Genomic DNA, 16,628 nt, shown 5'->3' with positions numbered 1-16,628 from the left:
GCCGACGCCCGGTGCCGCAGCGGACCCAGCCGGTCCAACGCGTCGCGCGTCGCGACGAGATCCGCGCGAACCCCCGCCACACCCTCCGCGCTGATCTCCACGATCCGCGTCACGCGCCCACCTTCCGTCGACGGCGTCGAACGTAGCGGACGGCCGGTGGGCGCCGCCCTACATCTGCGCGATCTCCCGGACCTCGATCGAGTACTCCGGCAGCAGCATCGCGTGCTGCAGCACGGCCTCCCGGCTGGGTGCGGTGACCAGGTAGAAGCCCCCGAGCTGTTCGACCGTCTCCGCGAACGGTCCCTCGGTGATCTCGGCGTCGTCGCCCGAGCGGCGCAGCGTCACGGCGGTGGCCACCGGCTGGAGCGCCTCGCTGGCCAGGAACGTCACGCCGAAGTCGGCGGCCCGGTCGTCGTAGTCGCCGTGCTGCCGGTAGTACTCGGCCTTGGTCGCCTCGTCGGCGTTGTCCCAGTCGCCCTCGGTGGCGTACATGAGGACGACGAACGTCTGCGCGGTCATGCGTCGTGCACCACGACCGGGCGCAGCTCGATGCCGCCACCGTCGGTCAGCAGGTGCTCCCCGGCGAGCCGGGCCAGGCCCTGGACGTCGTCGGTCTCGATCACGTAGTAGCCGCCGAGGTGCTCGGCGAGCTCGACGTACGGGCCCTCGGTGATCGTGAGGTCGCCGCTCTCCGGGCGCTGGACCGTGACGGCGTTCTTCGAGAAGCCCAGCTCCTCACCGCCGAGGATGCGGTAGCCGCGGGCCTCGCAGGCCTCCGAGAACGCCCCGTGCTCGCCCATCGCGCGCTCCTGGGTCTCCGGCGTCGCGTTCTCCCAGACGTCCTCGTCGCCCCAGAGCAAGAGTGTCCACCGGTCTGTCATGTCGTCATCTCCCTCATGTGCCCACTGTGCCTGTCGGGGTCATGACGCGCGAGGGTTCCCCGAATCGACAGACCTTGACAGGCAAGTGTTGACTTGCCTATACATGACCGGTGGCAGCGGACGTCTACAAGGCCCTCGCCGACGCGACGCGTCGCGCGATCCTCGACGAGCTCCAGGACCGTGACGGGCAGTCGCTGTTCGAGCTGTGCACCCGGCTGACCATGCGGCACGGGCTCGGATCCACCCGGCAGGCCGTCTCGCAGCACCTCGAGGTGCTCGAGGAGGTCGGCCTGGTGACCGTCCGCCGCGAGGGCCGCTACAAGTTCCACCACCTCGACACCGGGCCGCTGCGGCAGATCGCCACCCGCTGGCCCGTCCCCGACCAAGGAGAGTCCCCATGATCCGCATCACCGTGACCAGCGTGTTCGTCGACGACCAGAGCGCGGCGCTCGACTTCTACACCCGCGTCCTGGGGTTCGAGGTGAAGAACGACATCCCGCTGGGCGGTGACGACCGCTGGCTCACCGTCGTCTCGCCGGCCGCCCCGGACGGCGTCGAGCTCCTCCTCGAGCCCAGCGGCCACCCCGCGGTCGGCCCGTACAAGGCCGCGCTGGTCGAGGACGGCATCCCTGCGACGTCGTTCGGCGTCGACGACATCCAGGCGGAGTTCGAGCGGCTCACCGCGCTCGGGGTGCGGTTCGTGCAGCCGCCCACGGACATGGGTCCTGTCGTCGTCGCGACCCTCGACGACACGTGCGGGAACCTCATCCAGATCGCGCAGATGAAGGGCTGAGCCGACGGGGCCGCGTCGGCGGTGCCGCGCCGGTGACGCGCGCCGGCCGTCCCTGTCGACACAGCCGCACGACGGTGTTTCGGTGGACCGATGAGAACAGCGGTGGTGACGGGCGGCGGGACGGGCATCGGGCGCGCGGTGGCGCGCAGGCTGGTGGCCGACGGGGACGACGTGGTGATCGTCGGACGGCGTCGGGAGGTGCTGGAGGAGACCGCCGCGGGCGTCATGCGTGTGGAGGTCGCTGACCTGCGGGACCCCGACGAGGTGGCCGCGCTGGCGGAGCGGCTCGGCGCGGTCGACGTGCTGGTGCTCAACGCGGGCGGCTCGCTGGAACGGCGGGACGGCAGCCTCGCGGCGACCGCCGACCTGTGGGTCGACGAGTTCCGGCTGAACGTGCTGACCACGGTCCTGCTCGGCGAGGCACTGCTGCCCGCGATGACACGGCCGGGCGGCCGGATCATCGCGATGAGCTCGGTGGCCGCCCTGCGCGGCGCGGGCTCGTACGGCGCGGCGAAGGCGGCGGTCAACTCCTGGGTCACCGGCGTCGCTGCCCGGGTGGCCGCCGACGGGATCGCCGTCAACGCGGTCGCGCCCGGTTTCGTGCCCGACACGGAGTTCTGGGCGGGACGGCTGGACGACGCCGAGTACGCGCGGCGGCTGGCGCGCGTGCCGATGGGCCGGCCGGGGACGGTCGAGGAGGTCGCGGCGGCTGTCTCCTACCTCGCGTCGCCGGAGGGCGGCTGGACCACGGGGCAGGTGCTCGGCGTCCACGGCGGGGCGGTGCTCGCGCGGCTCTGAGACCGATGTATCGCTAGGGGTTGTCAAAGATAGATCGACGATATATCTTTAGATCATCCGGTCGAGATCGCACGACCTCCCGGAGGCCCACATCGTCAGGAGACACCTCATGCGACACCCCCACCACCCCTTCCGCAGCACCACCCCCGACCCGACCGCCGAGCGCGGCCGCACCCGTCGCCGTCGCGGCGACTTCCCCGACGCCCCCTACGAGGAGGGCTTCGACCCCCGCCGCGGCGGCCCTCGCGGTGCGTTCCCGCACGAGCACGGCCACCGCGGCTTCGGCCCCGGCGGCCCGGGCGGACCCCGTGGGTTCGGCGGTCCCGGCTTCGGCCCCGGCGGCCGTGGTCGCGGTCCCGGCCGACGCGCCGGACGTGGCGACATCCGCGCCGCGATCCTGCTGCTCCTCGCCGAGGAGCCCATGCACGGCTACCAGCTGATCCAGCAGATCGGCGAGCGGTCGGGCGGCACGTGGCGGCCCAGCCCGGGCGCCATCTACCCGGCGCTCAACCTCCTCGAGGACGAGGGCCTCATCGCCATCACGTCCGAGTCCGGCCGCAAGATGGCCACGCTCACCGAGGCGGGCGGCACCTACGTCACCCAGAACGCCGAGCAGCTGGGCAGCCCGTGGGAGGACGCCGCGAACCGGCCGGCCTCACCGGGCCGCGCACTCCGGGGAGCGCTCGAGGCGCTCGGTGCGGCGGCCCACCAGGTCGCCCGCACGGGCACCGACGAGCAGGCGACGAAGGCCCTCGAGGTCCTCGACCGCGCACGCCGTGACCTGTACCTGATCCTCGCGGGCGACCCGACGCCGCAGGACTGACGCACCCCCGACGAGGCGCCCCGCAGCACCCGCTGCGGGGCATTTCGTCGGTGCCGGTGGCAGGATCTCGACCCATGGCCGACCCGACGACACCACCCACGCCGCTGCCCCGAGGCATCGGCCGGCCCGCCACGGCGGCGCTGGCGCTGGAAGGGATCGCGACGCTCGACGACGTGCGCGACAGGGACCTCGACGAGCTCCTCCGGCTGCACGGCGTCGGGCCGAAGGCGATCCGGCTCCTGCGCGAGGCGCTGGCCTCGACCGACTGACGGGTTACTGCGGCATCGCGAACCGCGCGTGCACGCCCGGCGAGTAGAGCACCGAGTCCGGTGGGCGCGACGCCACCCCGGGCAGCCTGCCGGCCGCGACGAGCTCGTCGTCGAGCGACACCAGGGTCGCCCGCCGCAGCGGCCACGGCTCGTGCTCGTTGGGCACGAACCGGGTCCGTCCTCGGAGCACCGTGTGCATGCCCCAGCGCGCGGTGAGGAAGTCGGCGAGCGGGTCGTCGAGGACGGCATCGCGGGACGGTCGCACCACGATGCGCGACGACGGCCGGGCGCCCGTGAGCCGGGTCGAGCGGTAGTCGATGGCGTCGTCGGACCGCCGGATCGACATCCGCGCCCACTGGTACGGCACGTTCATGACCGTCCGGGCGCCGAGCACGGTCAGCGCCCGCGACGCCTCCAGCGACCGGAACAGCACGCCGCGCCGGCCCTCGTCGTCGACCGTGTAGAGCCGGACGTTGATCTCGGGGAAGTCGCCGATGTACGGCAGGGCCGGCCCGGGGACGAGCGTGAACCGCTCCATCCGGAACGCGATGAGCCCGACCCACGACGAGCCGTCGAACTCGTCCGGCCGCGTCCCCGCCGGAAGGAGGGGTGCGACGGTCTCGGGCGGCACCCGCCAGTGCAGGAAGCTGGCCCGCACCCAGTCCTGCGACAGGATCACCCGCCCGCGCAACGGAGGTGCGACGGTCCGGATGGGATCCACCCGGCCACGGTAGACGCGCGCCGGGCCGGCCGCCTGCGGCCGACCTCGTCGGTTGCGGCCCAGCTCGTCGGTTGCGACCACCGAGCTCGGCCCGAAGCGACGAGCTCGGCGCGGCTGGCTCAGGCGTGGGTGAGGGTGCGCTCTCGGGACGGGGCGCGCAGCAGCACGATGCCCAGGACCAGCAGGGCCAGGTACCAGACCGAGTAGACCGAGGTGCCGATCGTGGTCAGCGGCTCGGAGCCCAGCCAGCCGGCGGGGACCAGCGTGACGGTCCAGGCGACGGCGACGACGGCGAGCGTGCGGCGCAGCCAGACGGGGGCGACGTCGGCGGCGCGCCACGCGAGGATACCGAGCCCGACGGCCCACACGCCCTGGAGCAGCCAGCCCAGGTTCTCGCCGAGGGCACCGCCGGCGTACGCGTTGACCAGCTCGTAGGTGGCGGCGGTGGCCGCGACGGTCTCGGCCGTCGCGGACGGGTCGAGGTAGCGGTCGGCCAGGCCGGGGACGACGAGCGGCCAGCGGATCCAGCCGAGGCTCTGGATCACGGGAGCGAGCACGCCGAACGCGGTGACCGTGAGCAGGGCGGCGTCGGTGCCGCGACTGCGGGCGAGCAGCAGGTGCAGTGCGAGGGCGCCGGGGATGAGCACGAGGCTGCCGGCGAGCTGCAGGAGGAACAGCCCTTGGACGGTCGACGCGATCTCGGCGAACGCGGGCAGCACCTCGTCGGCGGGGGCGCCGAGGACGTCGGGCCAGCCGAAGGTCACGGCCAGACCGATGCTGGCGACGAGCGCGAGGGTGCCGGAGGCGAGGAGGGAGAAGGCGGCGGTGCGGCGGTCGCTGACCATGGCGGGCTCCTGGACGACGGAAACGAGAACACTGTTCTCTCTTGTGTGAACAGTGTTCTCGCGCGCCGGCGAGAAGTCAAGAACAGTGTTCTCACTTATGCTGCCCGGATGGCTGGCACCGTCCGTGAGCGCCGTCGTCAGGAGACGACCGACGCGATCCTGCGCTCCGCGCGCGCGCACCTGGAGCGGGCCGGGGTCGAGGGGGTCACCCTGCGCGCGGTGGCCCGCGACCTGGACATCGCGGTGTCCGCGCTCTACCGCTACGTCGACAGCCGCGACGACCTGCTCACCGAGCTGCTGGTCGAGGCGTTCACCGAGCACGCCGACGCGGTGGACGCGGCCGTCGACGCGGTGGCCGCCGACGACCTCCCCGGGGCGATCACCGCCGGGCTGCGTGCGTACCGGGCGTGGTCGCTCGCGCACCCCGCGCAGTTCGGCCTCGCGTTCGGCGCCCCGGTGCCCGGGTACCGCGCGCCCGCCGAGCGCACGATCGCGGTCGCGGTGCGGCCGGGCAGCCGGATCATGGGGCTCTACGCAACGGCGTACGACCGTGGTCTCGTCGACGAGGGCGTGCTCACCGCGCGGGCGTCGACCCTCGACGACGGCACCGCCGCGGGCTTCGACGCGCTGGCCGCCCGGCAGTCCTACCCGCTGCCCGCACCCGCGATCGCGCTGGCCGTCGACGCGTTCGTCCGCGTCCACGGCTTCACGGTGATGGAGGTCTTCGGCCAGCTCCGCCCGCTGGTCATGCCGGCGGACGCGTACTACGAGCAGCTGCTCGGAGAGGTCGTCGCAACGCTCGGTCTGCGCGCGCTCTAGTCGCAACCGCCGAGCTCGTCACCTGCGGCCGAGCTCGTCGGTTGCAACAGACGAGCTGGGCCGGGAGTGACGAGCTCGGCGGCCAGGTGGTCAGCCGGCGGGGATCGTCGACGTGTCGATGACGAAGCGGTAGCGGACGTCGCTGTTCACGACGCGGTCGTAGGCCTTGTCGACGTCGTCGGCCGTGATGGTCTCGATGACCGAGCCGATCCCGTGGGACGCGCAGAAGTCGAGCATCTCCTGGGTCTCGCGGATGCCGCCGATGTTGGACCCGGACAGGTTCCGACGGGCACCGGTGAGCGAGAAGACGCGGAACGACTGCTTGTTCTCGGGCAGCCCGACGAACACCAGCGACCCCTCGAAGCGCAGCAGCGACAGGTACGCGTCGACGTCGATGTCCGCGCCGACGGTGCTGATGATCAGGTCGAACGACCTGCGCAGGTCCCGGAAGGTCTGGCGGTCGCTCGTCGCGTAGTAGTGGTCGGCGCCCAGCGAGAGCCCGTCGGCCTGCTTGGACAGCGACTGGCTGAGCACGGTGACCTCGGCGCCGAGCGCGTGCGCGAGCTGGACGCCCATGTGCCCGAGCCCGCCCATGCCGACGATGGCGACCTTCTTGCCGGGACCCGCACCCCAGTGCTTCAGGGGCGAGTACAGGGTGATCCCGGCGCACAGCAGCGGCGCGGCGACGTCCAGCGCGATGCCCTCCGGGATGCGCAGCGCGTAGCTCTCGTCGACCACGACCTGCGTCGAGTAGCCGCCGTACGTGGGCGACCCGTCGTACGCCTTGCCGTTGTACGTGGGGACGTTGCCCTTCTCGCAGAACTGCTCCTCGCCGGCCAGGCACATCTCGCACTCGCGGCAGGAGTCGACGAAGCACCCGACGCCCGCGCGGTCGCCCACGGCGTGCTTGGTCACGGCCGAGCCGACCGCGGAGATGACACCCGCGATCTCGTGGCCGGGGACCATCGGGAAGATCGCCTTGCCCCACTCCTCGCGGGCCTGGTGGATGTCGGAGTGGCAGATGCCGGCGTACGCGATGTCGATCAGGACGTCGTGCTCGCCCAGCTCGCGGCGCTCGACGGTGCCGCGCTCGAAGGGTGCGCCGGCGGACGCGGTGAGCAGGGCGGGGACGGTCAGGGACACGGGGAACTCCTCGGGGACGTGCGGGTGGCTGCGTCCATGATGCGCCCGCGGTCGGCGAGGTGGCGACCGGCGACGTGAGGAGGAGACCGATCTCCGTCGCGTGGCTGAGGTCCCACGACCCCGGCAGAGGTCACCATGGCGCCATGACCGCCACCGCGCCCGCCCAGCCCGTCCTCGTGTGGCGGGCCTGGGTCACGCCGGCCATCTTCGCGACGGTCGTGGGCGCCTTCCTGATGATCACGCCCCCCTACAGCTTTCTCGGCCTGGAGGACGCGGCCGACGAGTGGGGGGTCGTCGGGTTGAGCCTCACGTTCGCCTCGGGAGCGGTGGTCGTCCTCGGCGTGCTGCTCGCGCGGTGGTCCCCGGGGTGGGCGACGCTGCTCACACTGGTCCCGTGGGTGCTCGTGCCGGTGGCCGGGTGGTTCATGTACGGCTGGTGGCTGGGCACGATGGCGGTCGCCGTCGTCGCAGCGGTCGACGGGGTGCGCAGGGCGGTCCTGCCGTGGGCCGTGGCGGTGGCCATCGGGGCCTACTACTGCGGGTCGGGTGCGGAGTCGGTGCTCCCGATCGGCCTGGTGAACGCGGGCACGGGCAGCGGCCCGGTCTTCCAGTGGGTGGTGTTCGCCGCGCACGTCGTCGTGTTCACCGCCGCCGTCGGCCTCGCCGCCGCGGTCGGTGCCGAGCGGCGGGCGAGATTCCGGCACGTCGCGGCCCAGGTGACCGAGCAGCACGCGCTCGAGGTCGAGTCGTTGGCCGGTGAGCGGGCACGCCTCGCGCGGGACCTGCACGACGTCGTCGCGCACCACGTGTCCCTCGTCGCGGTCCGCGCGGAGTCGGCGCCGTTCCTCCACCCCGACCTGAACGACGACGCCCGAGCGGTCCTCGCGGACATCGCGGCGGACGCCCGCGAGGCCCTCACGGAGCTGCGTCAGGTGCTCGTCGTCCTGCAGCGCACGTCGGACGAGAGCGAGCGTGCCCCGCAGCCGACGGCGTGCGACGTCGACGACCTGGTGGCCTCCGCCGTCGCGGCGGGGCAGTCGGTCGTGCTCGACGGCCGGTGGCGCGACGTGCCGTCGGCCGCGGGCTACGTCCTCTACCGCGCTGTCCAGGAGGGGCTGACCAACGCCCGTCGGCACGCCCCGGGGAGCCTGACCACCGTCAGCCGGTCGCAGTCCGACGCGCACGTCGGACTTCGGATGACCAACGCGGCAGCAACGGCGGCCGAACCGGGTCGCGGCCTGATCGGCATGCGCGAACGCGTCGAGACTCTGGGTGGCACGATGACGGCCGTGGTCGTCGACGGGGAGTTCGTGCTGGAGATCGAGGTGCCCGCGTGACGCGCGTCGTCGTCGCCGACGACCAGCCGGTCGTGCTGCAGGGGTTCGCAGCGATCATCGGGGCGGCGCCCGGACTCGAGGTCGTCGGTGCCGCGAAGGACGGGCGGGAGCTGCTGCGGCTCGTCGCCGTCGAGAAGCCCGACGTCGCCGTGGTCGACGTGCGGATGCCGGTCCTCGACGGGATCGCTGCGACCGCCCGGATCAGCGTGGAGCACCCGTCGACCCGCGTCCTGATCCTCACGACGTTCGACCTGGACGAGTACGTCTACGACGCCCTGCGCGCGGGGGCCAGCGGCTTCCTGCTCAAGGACGTGACGGCGGAGCGGCTGGTCGAGGCGGTGCGGATGGTCGCGGAGGGCTCGATGCTGCTGGGGCCGACGGTCACCCGGCGGCTGGTCGAGGACTTCACCGCCCGGTCGACCCCCGTCCAGGTGACGGGCATCGCCGACCTGACGCCCCGGGAGCTCGAGATCCTGCGGGCGGTGGCGCGCGGCCTGTCGAACGCGGAGATCGGCGCGGAGCTCTGGATCGCCGAGCCGACCGTGAAGTCCCACGTCTCGGAGGCGCTGCGCAAGCTGGGCTGCCGCGACCGGGTGCAGCTGGTGATCGCGGCCTACGAGTCGGGGCTCGTCCGGAGCTGACGCCGCCGCCCGACGTACAGCAGGTGCCCGGCGGTGGCGAGCACCCCGGGGTCGGACGCCGTCGCGACGAGCCGGTCGAGCAGCTGTCCGTACGCGGCGGGGTGCTCGACGCGCAGCGCCTCGAACCCGTCCTCGACGCCCGTGAGGAAGCCGTGCGTGGACGCCAGCGACACCGTCGAGAAGCCGTGCGACTCGAAGAACGGCGCCACGTCCGCCGGCTCGACGCCGTACACGTGCGTGAACCGGTCGGGCACCGCGTTCTCGAACACGCCGTCGTCGAGCAGCCGGTCCTGGAACGCCCGGTCGGCCAGCTGCCAACGCTCGTCGGGCAGCGACAGCAACCGTCGGACCGACACGTACCGCGGCATGAGCGCCACGGCGACCAGCGCGCCCGGTCGGGTGACGCGCGCGAGCTCGGCCGCGGCGAGCGCGCGGTCGGGGGCCGTCGTCAGGTGGTACATCGGGCCGAGGCTCAGCACCGCGTCGAAGGTGGCGTCGCCCCAGCGGGACAGGTCCCGGGCGTCGATCTGGACCACCTCGCGGACGGTCCCGGCGGGCAGCGACGACTCGGCGATGGCGAGCAGCTCGGGGGAGAGGTCCGCCAGGGTCACGTCCCAGCCGAGCTCCGCGAGCCACACCGAGTACGGGCCGGTGCCGCCGCCGAGGTCGAGCGCGCGACCGGGCTCACCCAGGTGGGGTTCGAGGAGCCGCGTGGTCAGCACGCGTTCGAGGAGCCCCTCCGCAGAGAGCAGCCGGTCGCGCTCGTGGTGGCTCTTCGCCGCGTAGTAGGCCTGCACGGCCGACGGGTCCATCAGGTCCGCACCGTGCTGAGGTCGACGCCGGTCCCGGCGGTCCCGACGCCGAGCAGCGTGGTGCCGGGCGTCAGGTGCAGCGCAGAGGTGAACGGGTCGAGGATCCGGTGGCTGCGCTCGCGGATCGTGTGGTCTCGGGGGAGGTCCATGAGCCGGACGCTACGTCCGGCCCGATGCCCCCGGCGAGGGAAATGACGTATCAGGGACCGTCACAGGGCCTCCTGCGACGTGACGGGACGGCCTGCGCCCGGAGGGGAGCGCAGGCCGTCCTTCTCACATGTCGCGGTAGCGCACCGCCTGGGCCAGCGCGGCGCGCAGCCCGTCCGCGTCGAACCGCTGCACGTACGCCGCGGTGTCGCGCTGGTAGCGCCAGCCCTCCGCGAGCGGGCCCACGTCGACCGTGTCGAAGCCGAGCTCGTCGATCAGCTCGGCCACCGCGGCACGGGCCTCGTCCGAGTCGCCGGCCACCGCGAGCGCGCGGCGGTCCGGCGTCCCGGCGGGGACGCCCTGCGTGGACAGGTCGCCGGACGCGATGTGGTTGAACGCCTTGACGACGTGCGACTGCGGCAGGTGCGTCTGCAGGAGCTCCGAGACGGTCGTCGACTCGTCGTCGAGGGCGGGGATCTGCCCGTCACGCTGCGGGTAGTAGTTGTTGGTGTCGATGACGACCTTGCCGGCCAGGGGCTCGACCGGGACGTCCGGCACGTTCTTCGTCGGGATGGTCACGACGACCACGTCACCGGCCTCGGCCGCCTCCGCGGACGTGGCGGCGCGCGCCCGGTCGCCCAGCTGGTCCACCAGGTCGGTCAGGGTCTCCGGGCCGCGGGAGTTGCTGACGACGACGTCGTAGCCCCGGGCGATCGCGAGCTGCGCGAGGGCGCCACCGATGTGGCCGGCGCCGATGAATCCGATAGTGGTCATGGTGGTGGGCAACCTCCGCGTCCCGGCTGGTGTTCCCGCGTAGCCTCGACAGGTGACCCGTTCTGCCCCGCACCCGTGGCACGGCACGGCGGAGCCCGATGCCCCGACCCTGGTCGTCGGGGTGCTGCCGAACCAGTCGCCGACGGTCGTCCGCAGGGCCGTGACCCTGGCGCACACGATGCGCGCGTCGTTGGTCTGCGTCTGGGCGGACCCGGCGCGGAGCTTCGTCGCCGAGGAGCCCGACGGCACCCTCGTCACGACCCCGCTGGACCCTGACCACGCGGACAGCGAGGAGGGGAGCGGCGTCGCGGAGACGGCGCTGAGCGAGAAGCTCGCGGCGGACCTCGACGACGTGGGCGTCCCGTGGAGGTTCGTCTACTCCGTCGGCGAGGCGTCACGGGCCTTGGCCCGGGTCGCGCGGGAGACAGGCGCCGTGCTGATCGTCGTCGGCAGTCGGCGCCCCGGGATCGGTGGCTGGATGAACCACCTGATCGGGGGGTCCACGGCAGGCCGCCTGGCGCACACCCAGCCTGTGCCGGTCACGATCGTGCCTCTCGCCGTGGAGGAGCACCCGTGACGGGGTCGCCCCACCTCGACCCGCGCCTGATCGCGGTCGTCGCGGTCGGCGGTGCCGTGGGGACTGCCGCGCGCTGGGCCCTGACGCAGACGGTCGGGACCTCGTCGAGCGGCTGGCCGACGGCGACGTTCGTCGAGAACCTGCTGGGGTCGCTCCTTCTCGGGGCGCTGCTGGAGGTCCTGCTGCGGCGGGGTCAGGAGTCTCGGCGAGGCCAGGTGATCCGGCTGGGCGCAGGGACCGGGGTGCTCGGGGGGTTCACGACGTTCAGCAGCCTGGCCATCGAGATGGAGCGGCTGCTCGCGGACGGTCAGGTGACCCTGGCGCTGGTGTACGGGGGGTTGAGCGTGGTGCTCGGGCTGCTCGCGTGCGTGGCCGGTGTCGCCGTCGCTGCCCGGCACCACCGGTGGCGTCACGAGCGTCTGCCTCTGCCCGACGAGGCGCCGTGAGTCTGCTGCTGGTCTCGCTGGTGTCCCTGCTCGGCGGGATCGGTGCGGCGACGCGGTTCGTCGTCGACGGTTCGGTGCGTTCCCGTTGGACGCGCGTCTTCCCGTTGGCCACCCTGGTGGTCAACGTCAGCGGCTCGTTCCTGATCGGCCTGCTCACCGGCGCGAGCATGTACCACGGCCTCGGGCCGCGCTGGCTGGTCCTGGGCGCCACGGGCTTCTGCGGGGGGTACACCACGTTCTCGACCGCGATGGTCGAGACCGTGAGGCTGATCCAGGCGGGCGAGCTGCGACGGGCGACCGTCAATGCCCTGGGGTCCTTGCTGCTGTGCCTCGGCGCCGCGTCCGTCGGAGTCGGCATCATGGCGCTATGACGCACGACCGTGCTATTCATGTCCCATGAGTAAAGGCGACGCCACGCGGCAGGCGGTGATCGACCAGGCGGTCGAGATCGCCGGGCGCCTCGGCGTCGCCGGTCTGACCATCGGCACGCTGGCCAGCGCGAGCGGCCTGTCGAAGAGCGGGCTGTACGCGCACTTCCGCTCCAAGGAGGCGCTCCAGCTCGCGGTCCTGGGCAGCGCGCGCGAGCACTTCGTCGACCAGGTGATCCGGCCGGCGCTCGCGGCCCCGCGCGGGGAGCCGCGGGTCCGCACCCTGTTCGAGCGGTGGCTGGTCACGTCGTCGTCGGGAGCGTCCGGCTGCTTGTTCGTCTCGGCGGCCGCGGAGTTCGACGACCAGCCCGGGCCGGTCCGGGACCTGGTGGTCAAGGACCACTGGGACCTGCTCGACTCGCTCGCCCAGATGTACCGCTCCGGCGCCAAGGACGGGGCGTTCCGCGACGACCTCGCGCCCGAGCAGTTCGCGCACGACCTGCACGGCCTGATGCTTGCGCACTTCCACGCGTGCAGGCTGCTGCACGATCCGGCCGCCGAGGCCCACACCCGGTACACCTTCGAGCGGCTGCTCCAGTCGCTCCTGCGCTGATCCCACCCTGGAGGAACCTGCCATGGCCGCACCGTCGAGCGAAAAAAGCACGACCGTTCGTACACAACTGCCGCCGATCCCGCCCGCGGTCCGCTCGGTCGTCGGCGCGCTGGACCGCGTCGCCCCCGAGCTCGTCGCCCGCGGAGCGCTGCGCCTCTGGTGCACGCCCGCCCGCACGAAGGACCGCACGACGATCCCCGGCGGCATCGCGTTCCGCACCGGGCCGATCGCCGGGCAGATCTGGGGCGACGGCCCGACCGTCTACCTCGTGCACGGCTGGGGCGGCCACCGCGGGCAGCTGCGCTCGCTCGTCGGGCCCCTGGTCGACGCCGGCCTCCGCGTCGTCGCCTACGACGCGCCCGCCCACGGCGAGTCCGGCCCGGGCGAGCTCGGGGGCCGACGGACGACGCTGCCGGAGATGTCGACCGCCCTCGACACCGTGATCGCCGCGCACGGTCCCGCCCGTGCCGTCGTCGGCCACTCGATGGGCGCCGCCGCGAGCGCGCTCGCCGTCCTGGACGGCACCTCGACGGAGCGCCTCGTCCTGGTCACCCCCTTGGCGGACCCGACCACCTACATCGAGGGCTTCGCGCACACCCTCGGCTTCAGCGAACGCACCCGGCACCGCTTCGAGGTCCGCATGCAGGTCCTCGCGTCGCGCCGGCTGGCCGACCTCGACGTGCCGCTGCGGGCCGCCAACACGCGACTACCGCTCCCGACGACGCTGGTACTCAGCGACCGGGACGACAAGGAGGCCGACCACGCCGACGGCGCCCGCATCGCCCGCGCCTGGCCCGGTGCGGAGCTCGTGATGAGCGACGGGCTCGGGCACCGGCGGATCCTGCGCGACGAGGAGACGATCAAGCGGATCGTCGCCCACGTGAGCTAGCTGTCGCAGGAGCAGACGAGGTTGCGCTCGAGGACCTCGTCTCCCAGGTCTGGTCGCGCCCACGCCTCGGCGGCCGCGCGGTCCGCGAACGACCGCGGCGCCAGACGACCGTTGGCCATCATCACGACGGCCTCGATCTGCTCGCGTGGGTCGGTCCAGGTGGTGTCGGTCGTCATCGGTGATCCCCCTCTCACCGTGCTCAACGACGGCGGGCGGCGGGTTGTTTCTCGCCGCGCGCCGAACTCGTCACTCCACGCCGAACTCGTCGCTCCATGCCGAACTCGCGCGTTGCGACCGACGAGTTCGACTGGGACCGACGAGTTCGGCGTGGCGGCGCTCAGGTCCGTGTGCGGCGGTGTCGGATCGCCCACGTGATCGCGCCGGCGACGGCGACGGCCAGGCCGCCCAGGATCGACGGCAGCGGCAGGGTCACGGCGAGGACCGTGCAGCCGACCAGCCCCAGCACCGACACCCACCGCGGCGGCCGCCCTTCGTGCGGTGCGAGCCGCAGCGCGGACGCGTTCGTCAGGGCGTAGTAGGTGAGCACGCCGAACGACGAGAACCCGATCGCCCCCCGCACGTCCAGGGTGGCGACGAGCACGATCACGACGGCCGCGACGGCGAGCTCGGCCCGATACGGCACTCCGTGCCGCGGGTCGACGGCGGCGAGGACCGGGGGCAGCTCGCGCTGTCGCGCCATCGCCAGGGTTGTGCGGGACACCCCGAGCACCAGAGCAAGCAGTGCGCCGAGCGACGCGACGGCCGCGCCGACCTGCACGACGGGGCTCAGGGCGGCCCACGACCCGGCCTCGACAACGGCGCGCAGCGGGGCGGCGGTCGCGGCGAGCCCGTCGGGGCCGACGGCGAGGAGGGCGCTCACACCGACGACGAGGTACACGACGAGGACGATCCCGAGGGCGAGGGGGATCGCGCGCGGGATCGTGCGGCGCGGGTCGACGACCTCGTCGCCGAGCGTCGCGATCCGGGCGTACCCCGCGAACGCGAAGAACAGCAGGCCCGCGGACTGCAGGATCCCGCCGGGGTCGACGCCGGTGAGGTTGGTGGTCGAGGCGGTGCCGCCCGTCAGCGCCGCGACCACGACCACGACCAGCGCGACCAGTGTGAGGGCGACGATCACGAGGCTCACCCGGGCGGACCGCTGGACGCCGCGGTAGCTCAGGGCGGTGACGGCGACGACGGCGAGGACCCCGACGAGGCGGGTGTGCCCGGGTGCGGCGTAGCTGGCGAAGGTGAGCGCCATCGCCGCGCAGCTCGCGGTCTTGCCGACGACGAACGACCAGCCCGCCTGGAACCCCCAGAACGGTCCGAGGCGCTCCCGGGCGTACACGTAGGTCCCGCCCGACTCCGGGTGCTGCGCCGCCAGGCGGGCGGACGAGGTCGCGTTGCAGAAGGCGACGACCGCGGCGATCCCGAGCCCGATCAGCAGTCCCGCCCCGGCTGCCTGCGCGGCGGGCGCGAACACCGCGAACACCCCCGCGCCGAGCATGGCGCCGAGCCCGACGACGACCGCGTCGGTGACGCGCAGCCGGCGGACGAGGGCGGTCACGCGCCGACGGGCTCCACGCCCAGCTCGTCCAGGAGCGTGAGGATCCGGCCGCGGATCTCGTCGCGGATCGGCCGGACGGAGTCGAGGCCCTGCCCGGCCGGGTCCTCGAGCACCCAGTCCTCGTACCGCTTGCCCGGGAAGTACGGGCACGCGTCGCCGCAGCCCATGGTCACCACCACGTCCGAGGCCTGCACGGCCTCGGTGGTCAGCACCTTCGGCTCCTCGGCGCGGATGTCGATGCCGACCTCGGCCATGGCGTCGACGGCGACGGGGTTCACCTGGTCGGCGGGCATCGACCCTGCGGAGCGCACCTCGACGGCCCCGCCGGACAGCGCGGTGAGGAACCCGGCCGCCATCTGGGAGCGGCCGGCGTTGTGGACGCAGACGAACAGGACGCTGGGCGTGGTCATGGTGCTCCGATGATGTCGAGTGTGGTGAGCAGGTATCGGACGCGGGCGTCGATGTCGGCGCGGATCGCCGCGACGCCCTCGGGGGAGGCGAGCGCCGGGTCGCCGACGGCCCAGTCCTCGTAGCGGGTGCCGGGGTAGACCGGGCAGACGTCGCCGCAGCCCATCGTCACGACGACGTCGGCGGCGCGGACGGCGTCGTCGGTGAGCGGCTTGGGGTACCCGTCGGCGCCGAGGGCCTTCAGCTCGGGCCGGACGTGAGTGTGGATCGCGGCGGCCGGTGCCGACCCGGCCGACCGGACCAGGACCGTGCCGCCGGCGTAGCGCTGGAGCAGGGCGGCGGCGAGCTGTGAACGACCGGCGTTGGCGACGCAGACGAACAGGACGCGGGGGATCGTCGTGCCGCCCTCGATCCGCACGAGGTCGTCCAGGCGCTGGCGCGCGAACCGTTCCGTCAGGGAGACCAGCCGGGTGCTCAGGCCGGAGGTCCGGGCGAGCGCCGTCGAGGAGTCGCGGACGACGTCCTGGACCCGGGCGGCGTCGATCGTCGGGTAGCGCGGTGCGAGGCCGGCGGCGACGCGGTCGAGGTGGTGGTCCAGGTCCGGCAGCGTCCCCGTCGGCTGCGGGTCGACGTCGTCGGCGGCCTCCAGGACCGCGCGGACCGCAGGGCGGTGCTCGGGTGCGAGCCGGTACCAGACCCAGGTGCCGCGGCGCTCGGCCGTGACGAGCCCTGCGTCCCTCAGGACCTTCAGGTGGTGGGAGACCGTCGGCTGCGACACCGAGGTGAGCGCGCTGACGTCCTCGACGCACACCTCGCCCCGCGGGCTGGCGGCGATGAGGGAGAGCGCGCGCACGCGGAGGGGATCTGCGAGGGCCTTGAGCGTCCGCGCGACCTGCTCGGCTGCGGGAGCGCTCATCGCGGTCGACGTGGGCACGGGTCTATATTGAAGAAGTTCGA

25 protein-coding genes are annotated in these 16,628 nt (G+C 73.2%); 13 read left to right on the top strand and 12 right to left on the bottom strand.

The genetic code is table 11. From position 1 onward, the window contains the following. Positions 1–168: 168 nt before the first annotated feature. Together ASF78_RS21665 and ASF78_RS21660 are read right to left on the bottom strand one after the other, a co-directional pair. Positions 169–519, bottom strand: a complete 351-nt coding sequence (locus ASF78_RS21665) for a YciI family protein (RefSeq protein ID WP_056594712.1) — start codon at positions 517–519, stop codon at positions 169–171. Then, on the bottom strand, positions 516–881 hold the full coding sequence (locus tag ASF78_RS21660) for a YciI family protein (RefSeq protein WP_082495310.1): 366 nt from the start codon (positions 879–881) through the stop codon (positions 516–518). Before ASF78_RS21660 ends, ASF78_RS21665 begins: the two co-directional genes overlap by 4 nt. Before the next feature lie 110 nt (positions 882–991). Here ASF78_RS21660 and ASF78_RS21655 point away from each other — a divergent pair, with 110 nt between their 5' ends. The 5 genes from ASF78_RS21655 (at position 992) to ASF78_RS21635 (ending at position 3,564) form a co-directional block, all read left to right on the top strand. Then, a complete protein-coding gene (locus tag ASF78_RS21655) occupies positions 992–1,282 on the top strand; it encodes a helix-turn-helix transcriptional regulator (RefSeq protein ID WP_056594706.1) in 291 nt (96 codons plus the stop codon). Next, the gene (locus ASF78_RS21650) at positions 1,282–1,674 is read left to right on the top strand and encodes a VOC family protein (RefSeq protein WP_056594739.1); all 393 of its coding nucleotides are present in this window, start codon (positions 1,282–1,284) and stop codon (positions 1,672–1,674) included. The genes ASF78_RS21655 and ASF78_RS21650 overlap by 1 nt, the downstream gene beginning before the upstream one ends. Positions 1,675–1,764: 90 nt before the next feature. Beyond that, positions 1,765–2,472 (top strand): SDR family NAD(P)-dependent oxidoreductase, encoded by a 708-nt coding sequence (locus ASF78_RS21645; protein ID WP_056594703.1) that lies wholly within the window; start codon positions 1,765–1,767, stop codon positions 2,470–2,472. 109 nt (positions 2,473–2,581) lie between these two features. Beyond that, on the top strand, positions 2,582–3,295 hold the full coding sequence (locus ASF78_RS21640) for a PadR family transcriptional regulator (RefSeq protein WP_082495308.1): 714 nt from the start codon (positions 2,582–2,584) through the stop codon (positions 3,293–3,295). A 74-nt stretch (positions 3,296–3,369) separates the two neighbouring features. Next, positions 3,370–3,564 (top strand): helix-hairpin-helix domain-containing protein, encoded by a 195-nt coding sequence (locus tag ASF78_RS21635; RefSeq protein ID WP_056594701.1) that lies wholly within the window; start codon positions 3,370–3,372, stop codon positions 3,562–3,564. Positions 3,565–3,568: 4 nt separating this feature from the next. Here the strand turns inward: ASF78_RS21635 and ASF78_RS21630 are convergent, their stop codons facing one another. Continuing rightward, entirely contained in the window at positions 3,569–4,285 is a 717-nt protein-coding gene (locus ASF78_RS21630) for a YqjF family protein (protein ID WP_056594736.1), read from the bottom strand. A 119-nt stretch (positions 4,286–4,404) separates the two neighbouring features. Then, positions 4,405–5,130 carry a hypothetical protein gene (locus ASF78_RS21625; protein ID WP_056594698.1) on the bottom strand — a complete coding sequence of 242 codons (726 nt, stop codon included), beginning with the start codon at positions 5,128–5,130 and terminating at the stop codon, positions 4,405–4,407. 108 nt (positions 5,131–5,238) lie between these two features. On the opposite strand from ASF78_RS21625, the gene ASF78_RS21620 reads away from it, so the two are divergent. Beyond that, positions 5,239–5,949: a TetR/AcrR family transcriptional regulator gene (locus tag ASF78_RS21620; RefSeq protein WP_056594695.1), complete on the top strand. Its 711-nt coding sequence runs from the start codon at positions 5,239–5,241 to the stop codon at positions 5,947–5,949. 90 nt (positions 5,950–6,039) lie between these two features. Here the strand turns inward: ASF78_RS21620 and ASF78_RS21615 are convergent, their stop codons facing one another. After that, the gene (locus ASF78_RS21615) at positions 6,040–7,092 is read right to left on the bottom strand and encodes an NAD(P)-dependent alcohol dehydrogenase (RefSeq protein ID WP_056594694.1); all 1,053 of its coding nucleotides are present in this window, start codon (positions 7,090–7,092) and stop codon (positions 6,040–6,042) included. 143 nt (positions 7,093–7,235) lie between these two features. Here ASF78_RS21615 and ASF78_RS21610 point away from each other — a divergent pair, with 143 nt between their 5' ends. Both ASF78_RS21610 and ASF78_RS21605 read left to right on the top strand, forming a co-directional pair. Beyond that, positions 7,236–8,429, top strand: coding sequence for a sensor histidine kinase (locus ASF78_RS21610; RefSeq protein WP_056594691.1), 1,194 nt, complete (start codon positions 7,236–7,238; stop codon positions 8,427–8,429). Next, the gene (locus tag ASF78_RS21605) at positions 8,426–9,070 is read left to right on the top strand and encodes a response regulator transcription factor (protein WP_056594690.1); all 645 of its coding nucleotides are present in this window, start codon (positions 8,426–8,428) and stop codon (positions 9,068–9,070) included. Before ASF78_RS21610 ends, ASF78_RS21605 begins: the two co-directional genes overlap by 4 nt. On the opposite strand, the gene ASF78_RS21600 is transcribed toward ASF78_RS21605, so the two are convergent. From ASF78_RS21600 to ASF78_RS21595, 3 genes are all read right to left on the bottom strand, one after another. After that, positions 9,043–9,882, bottom strand: a complete 840-nt coding sequence (locus ASF78_RS21600; RefSeq protein ID WP_056594687.1) for a bifunctional 2-polyprenyl-6-hydroxyphenol methylase/3-demethylubiquinol 3-O-methyltransferase UbiG — start codon at positions 9,880–9,882, stop codon at positions 9,043–9,045. The genes ASF78_RS21605 and ASF78_RS21600 overlap by 28 nt on opposite strands. Beyond that, on the bottom strand, positions 9,882–10,031 hold the full coding sequence (locus tag ASF78_RS22565; RefSeq protein WP_156374281.1) for a hypothetical protein: 150 nt from the start codon (positions 10,029–10,031) through the stop codon (positions 9,882–9,884). The genes ASF78_RS21600 and ASF78_RS22565 overlap by 1 nt, the downstream gene beginning before the upstream one ends. Positions 10,032–10,155: 124 nt before the next feature. Then, a complete protein-coding gene (locus ASF78_RS21595) occupies positions 10,156–10,803 on the bottom strand; it encodes an NADPH-dependent F420 reductase (RefSeq protein ID WP_056594685.1) in 648 nt (215 codons plus the stop codon). 52 nt (positions 10,804–10,855) lie between these two features. On the opposite strand from ASF78_RS21595, the gene ASF78_RS21590 reads away from it, so the two are divergent. Genes ASF78_RS21590 through ASF78_RS21570 form a run of 5 tightly spaced genes read left to right on the top strand, consistent with a single transcriptional unit; the run spans position 10,856 to position 13,696 of the window. Continuing rightward, positions 10,856–11,380 (top strand): universal stress protein, encoded by a 525-nt coding sequence (locus ASF78_RS21590; protein ID WP_056594683.1) that lies wholly within the window; start codon positions 10,856–10,858, stop codon positions 11,378–11,380. After that, positions 11,377–11,826, top strand: a complete 450-nt coding sequence (locus ASF78_RS21585; RefSeq protein WP_056594682.1) for a CrcB family protein — start codon at positions 11,377–11,379, stop codon at positions 11,824–11,826. Before ASF78_RS21590 ends, ASF78_RS21585 begins: the two co-directional genes overlap by 4 nt. Then, positions 11,823–12,197, top strand: coding sequence for a fluoride efflux transporter CrcB (crcB, locus tag ASF78_RS21580; protein ID WP_056594680.1), 375 nt, complete (start codon positions 11,823–11,825; stop codon positions 12,195–12,197). Before ASF78_RS21585 ends, crcB begins: the two co-directional genes overlap by 4 nt. 25 nt (positions 12,198–12,222) lie before the next feature. Next, positions 12,223–12,807 carry a TetR/AcrR family transcriptional regulator gene (locus tag ASF78_RS21575; protein ID WP_056594677.1) on the top strand — a complete coding sequence of 195 codons (585 nt, stop codon included), beginning with the start codon at positions 12,223–12,225 and terminating at the stop codon, positions 12,805–12,807. A gap of 22 nt (positions 12,808–12,829) precedes the next feature. Next, complete coding sequence (locus ASF78_RS21570) at positions 12,830–13,696, top strand: alpha/beta fold hydrolase (protein WP_082495306.1); 867 nt, start codon at positions 12,830–12,832, stop codon at positions 13,694–13,696. On the opposite strand, the gene ASF78_RS21565 is transcribed toward ASF78_RS21570, so the two are convergent. From ASF78_RS21565 to ASF78_RS21550, 4 genes are all read right to left on the bottom strand, one after another. Next, the gene (locus ASF78_RS21565) at positions 13,693–13,872 is read right to left on the bottom strand and encodes a hypothetical protein (protein ID WP_056594674.1); all 180 of its coding nucleotides are present in this window, start codon (positions 13,870–13,872) and stop codon (positions 13,693–13,695) included. The two genes, ASF78_RS21570 and ASF78_RS21565, sit on opposite strands and share 4 nt — an antisense overlap. Positions 13,873–14,033: 161 nt before the next feature. Next, complete coding sequence (locus ASF78_RS21560; RefSeq protein ID WP_056594672.1) at positions 14,034–15,263, bottom strand: APC family permease; 1,230 nt, start codon at positions 15,261–15,263, stop codon at positions 14,034–14,036. Next, on the bottom strand, positions 15,260–15,673 hold the full coding sequence (locus tag ASF78_RS21555) for an arsenate reductase ArsC (RefSeq protein WP_056594669.1): 414 nt from the start codon (positions 15,671–15,673) through the stop codon (positions 15,260–15,262). Before ASF78_RS21555 ends, ASF78_RS21560 begins: the two co-directional genes overlap by 4 nt. Further along, positions 15,670–16,587, bottom strand: a complete 918-nt coding sequence (locus tag ASF78_RS21550) for a metalloregulator ArsR/SmtB family transcription factor (protein ID WP_056594730.1) — start codon at positions 16,585–16,587, stop codon at positions 15,670–15,672. The genes ASF78_RS21555 and ASF78_RS21550 overlap by 4 nt, the downstream gene beginning before the upstream one ends. Positions 16,588–16,628: the final 41 nt, after the last annotated feature.

Origin of the sequence: Cellulomonas sp. Leaf334 (genome assembly GCF_001424195.1) — a bacterium.
In the GTDB taxonomy this organism is placed as follows: Bacteria; Actinomycetota; Actinomycetes; order Actinomycetales; family Cellulomonadaceae; genus Cellulomonas.
The sequence above is the reverse complement of the archived record's forward strand: the minus strand, read 5'-3'. Positions and strand labels throughout refer to the sequence as shown.

Bases quoted from the DNA above. Each gene is read 5' to 3' on its own strand.
- ASF78_RS21665 (WP_056594712.1), bottom strand. From the start codon at position 519: ATGACCGCGCAGACGTTCGTCGTCCTCATGTACGCCACCGAGGGCGAC.
- ASF78_RS21660 (WP_082495310.1), bottom strand. From the start codon at position 881: ATGACAGACCGGTGGACACTCTTGCTCTGGGGCGACGAGGACGTCTGG.
- ASF78_RS21645 (WP_056594703.1), top strand. From the start codon at position 1,765: ATGAGAACAGCGGTGGTGACGGGCGGCGGGACGGGCATCGGGCGCGCG.
- ASF78_RS21640 (WP_082495308.1), top strand. From the start codon at position 2,582: ATGCGACACCCCCACCACCCCTTCCGCAGCACCACCCCCGACCCGACC.
- ASF78_RS21635 (WP_056594701.1), top strand. From the start codon at position 3,370: ATGGCCGACCCGACGACACCACCCACGCCGCTGCCCCGAGGCATCGGC.
- ASF78_RS21625 (WP_056594698.1), bottom strand. From the start codon at position 5,130: ATGGTCAGCGACCGCCGCACCGCCGCCTTCTCCCTCCTCGCCTCCGGC.
- ASF78_RS21620 (WP_056594695.1), top strand. From the start codon at position 5,239: ATGGCTGGCACCGTCCGTGAGCGCCGTCGTCAGGAGACGACCGACGCG.
- ASF78_RS21610 (WP_056594691.1), top strand. From the start codon at position 7,236: ATGACCGCCACCGCGCCCGCCCAGCCCGTCCTCGTGTGGCGGGCCTGG.
- ASF78_RS21600 (WP_056594687.1), bottom strand. From the start codon at position 9,882: ATGGACCCGTCGGCCGTGCAGGCCTACTACGCGGCGAAGAGCCACCAC.
- ASF78_RS22565 (WP_156374281.1), bottom strand. From the start codon at position 10,031: ATGGACCTCCCCCGAGACCACACGATCCGCGAGCGCAGCCACCGGATC.
- ASF78_RS21595 (WP_056594685.1), bottom strand. From the start codon at position 10,803: ATGACCACTATCGGATTCATCGGCGCCGGCCACATCGGTGGCGCCCTC.
- ASF78_RS21575 (WP_056594677.1), top strand. From the start codon at position 12,223: ATGAGTAAAGGCGACGCCACGCGGCAGGCGGTGATCGACCAGGCGGTC.
- ASF78_RS21570 (WP_082495306.1), top strand. From the start codon at position 12,830: ATGGCCGCACCGTCGAGCGAAAAAAGCACGACCGTTCGTACACAACTG.
- ASF78_RS21565 (WP_056594674.1), bottom strand. From the start codon at position 13,872: ATGACGACCGACACCACCTGGACCGACCCACGCGAGCAGATCGAGGCC.
- ASF78_RS21555 (WP_056594669.1), bottom strand. From the start codon at position 15,673: ATGACCACGCCCAGCGTCCTGTTCGTCTGCGTCCACAACGCCGGCCGC.
- ASF78_RS21550 (WP_056594730.1), bottom strand. From the start codon at position 16,587: ATGAGCGCTCCCGCAGCCGAGCAGGTCGCGCGGACGCTCAAGGCCCTC.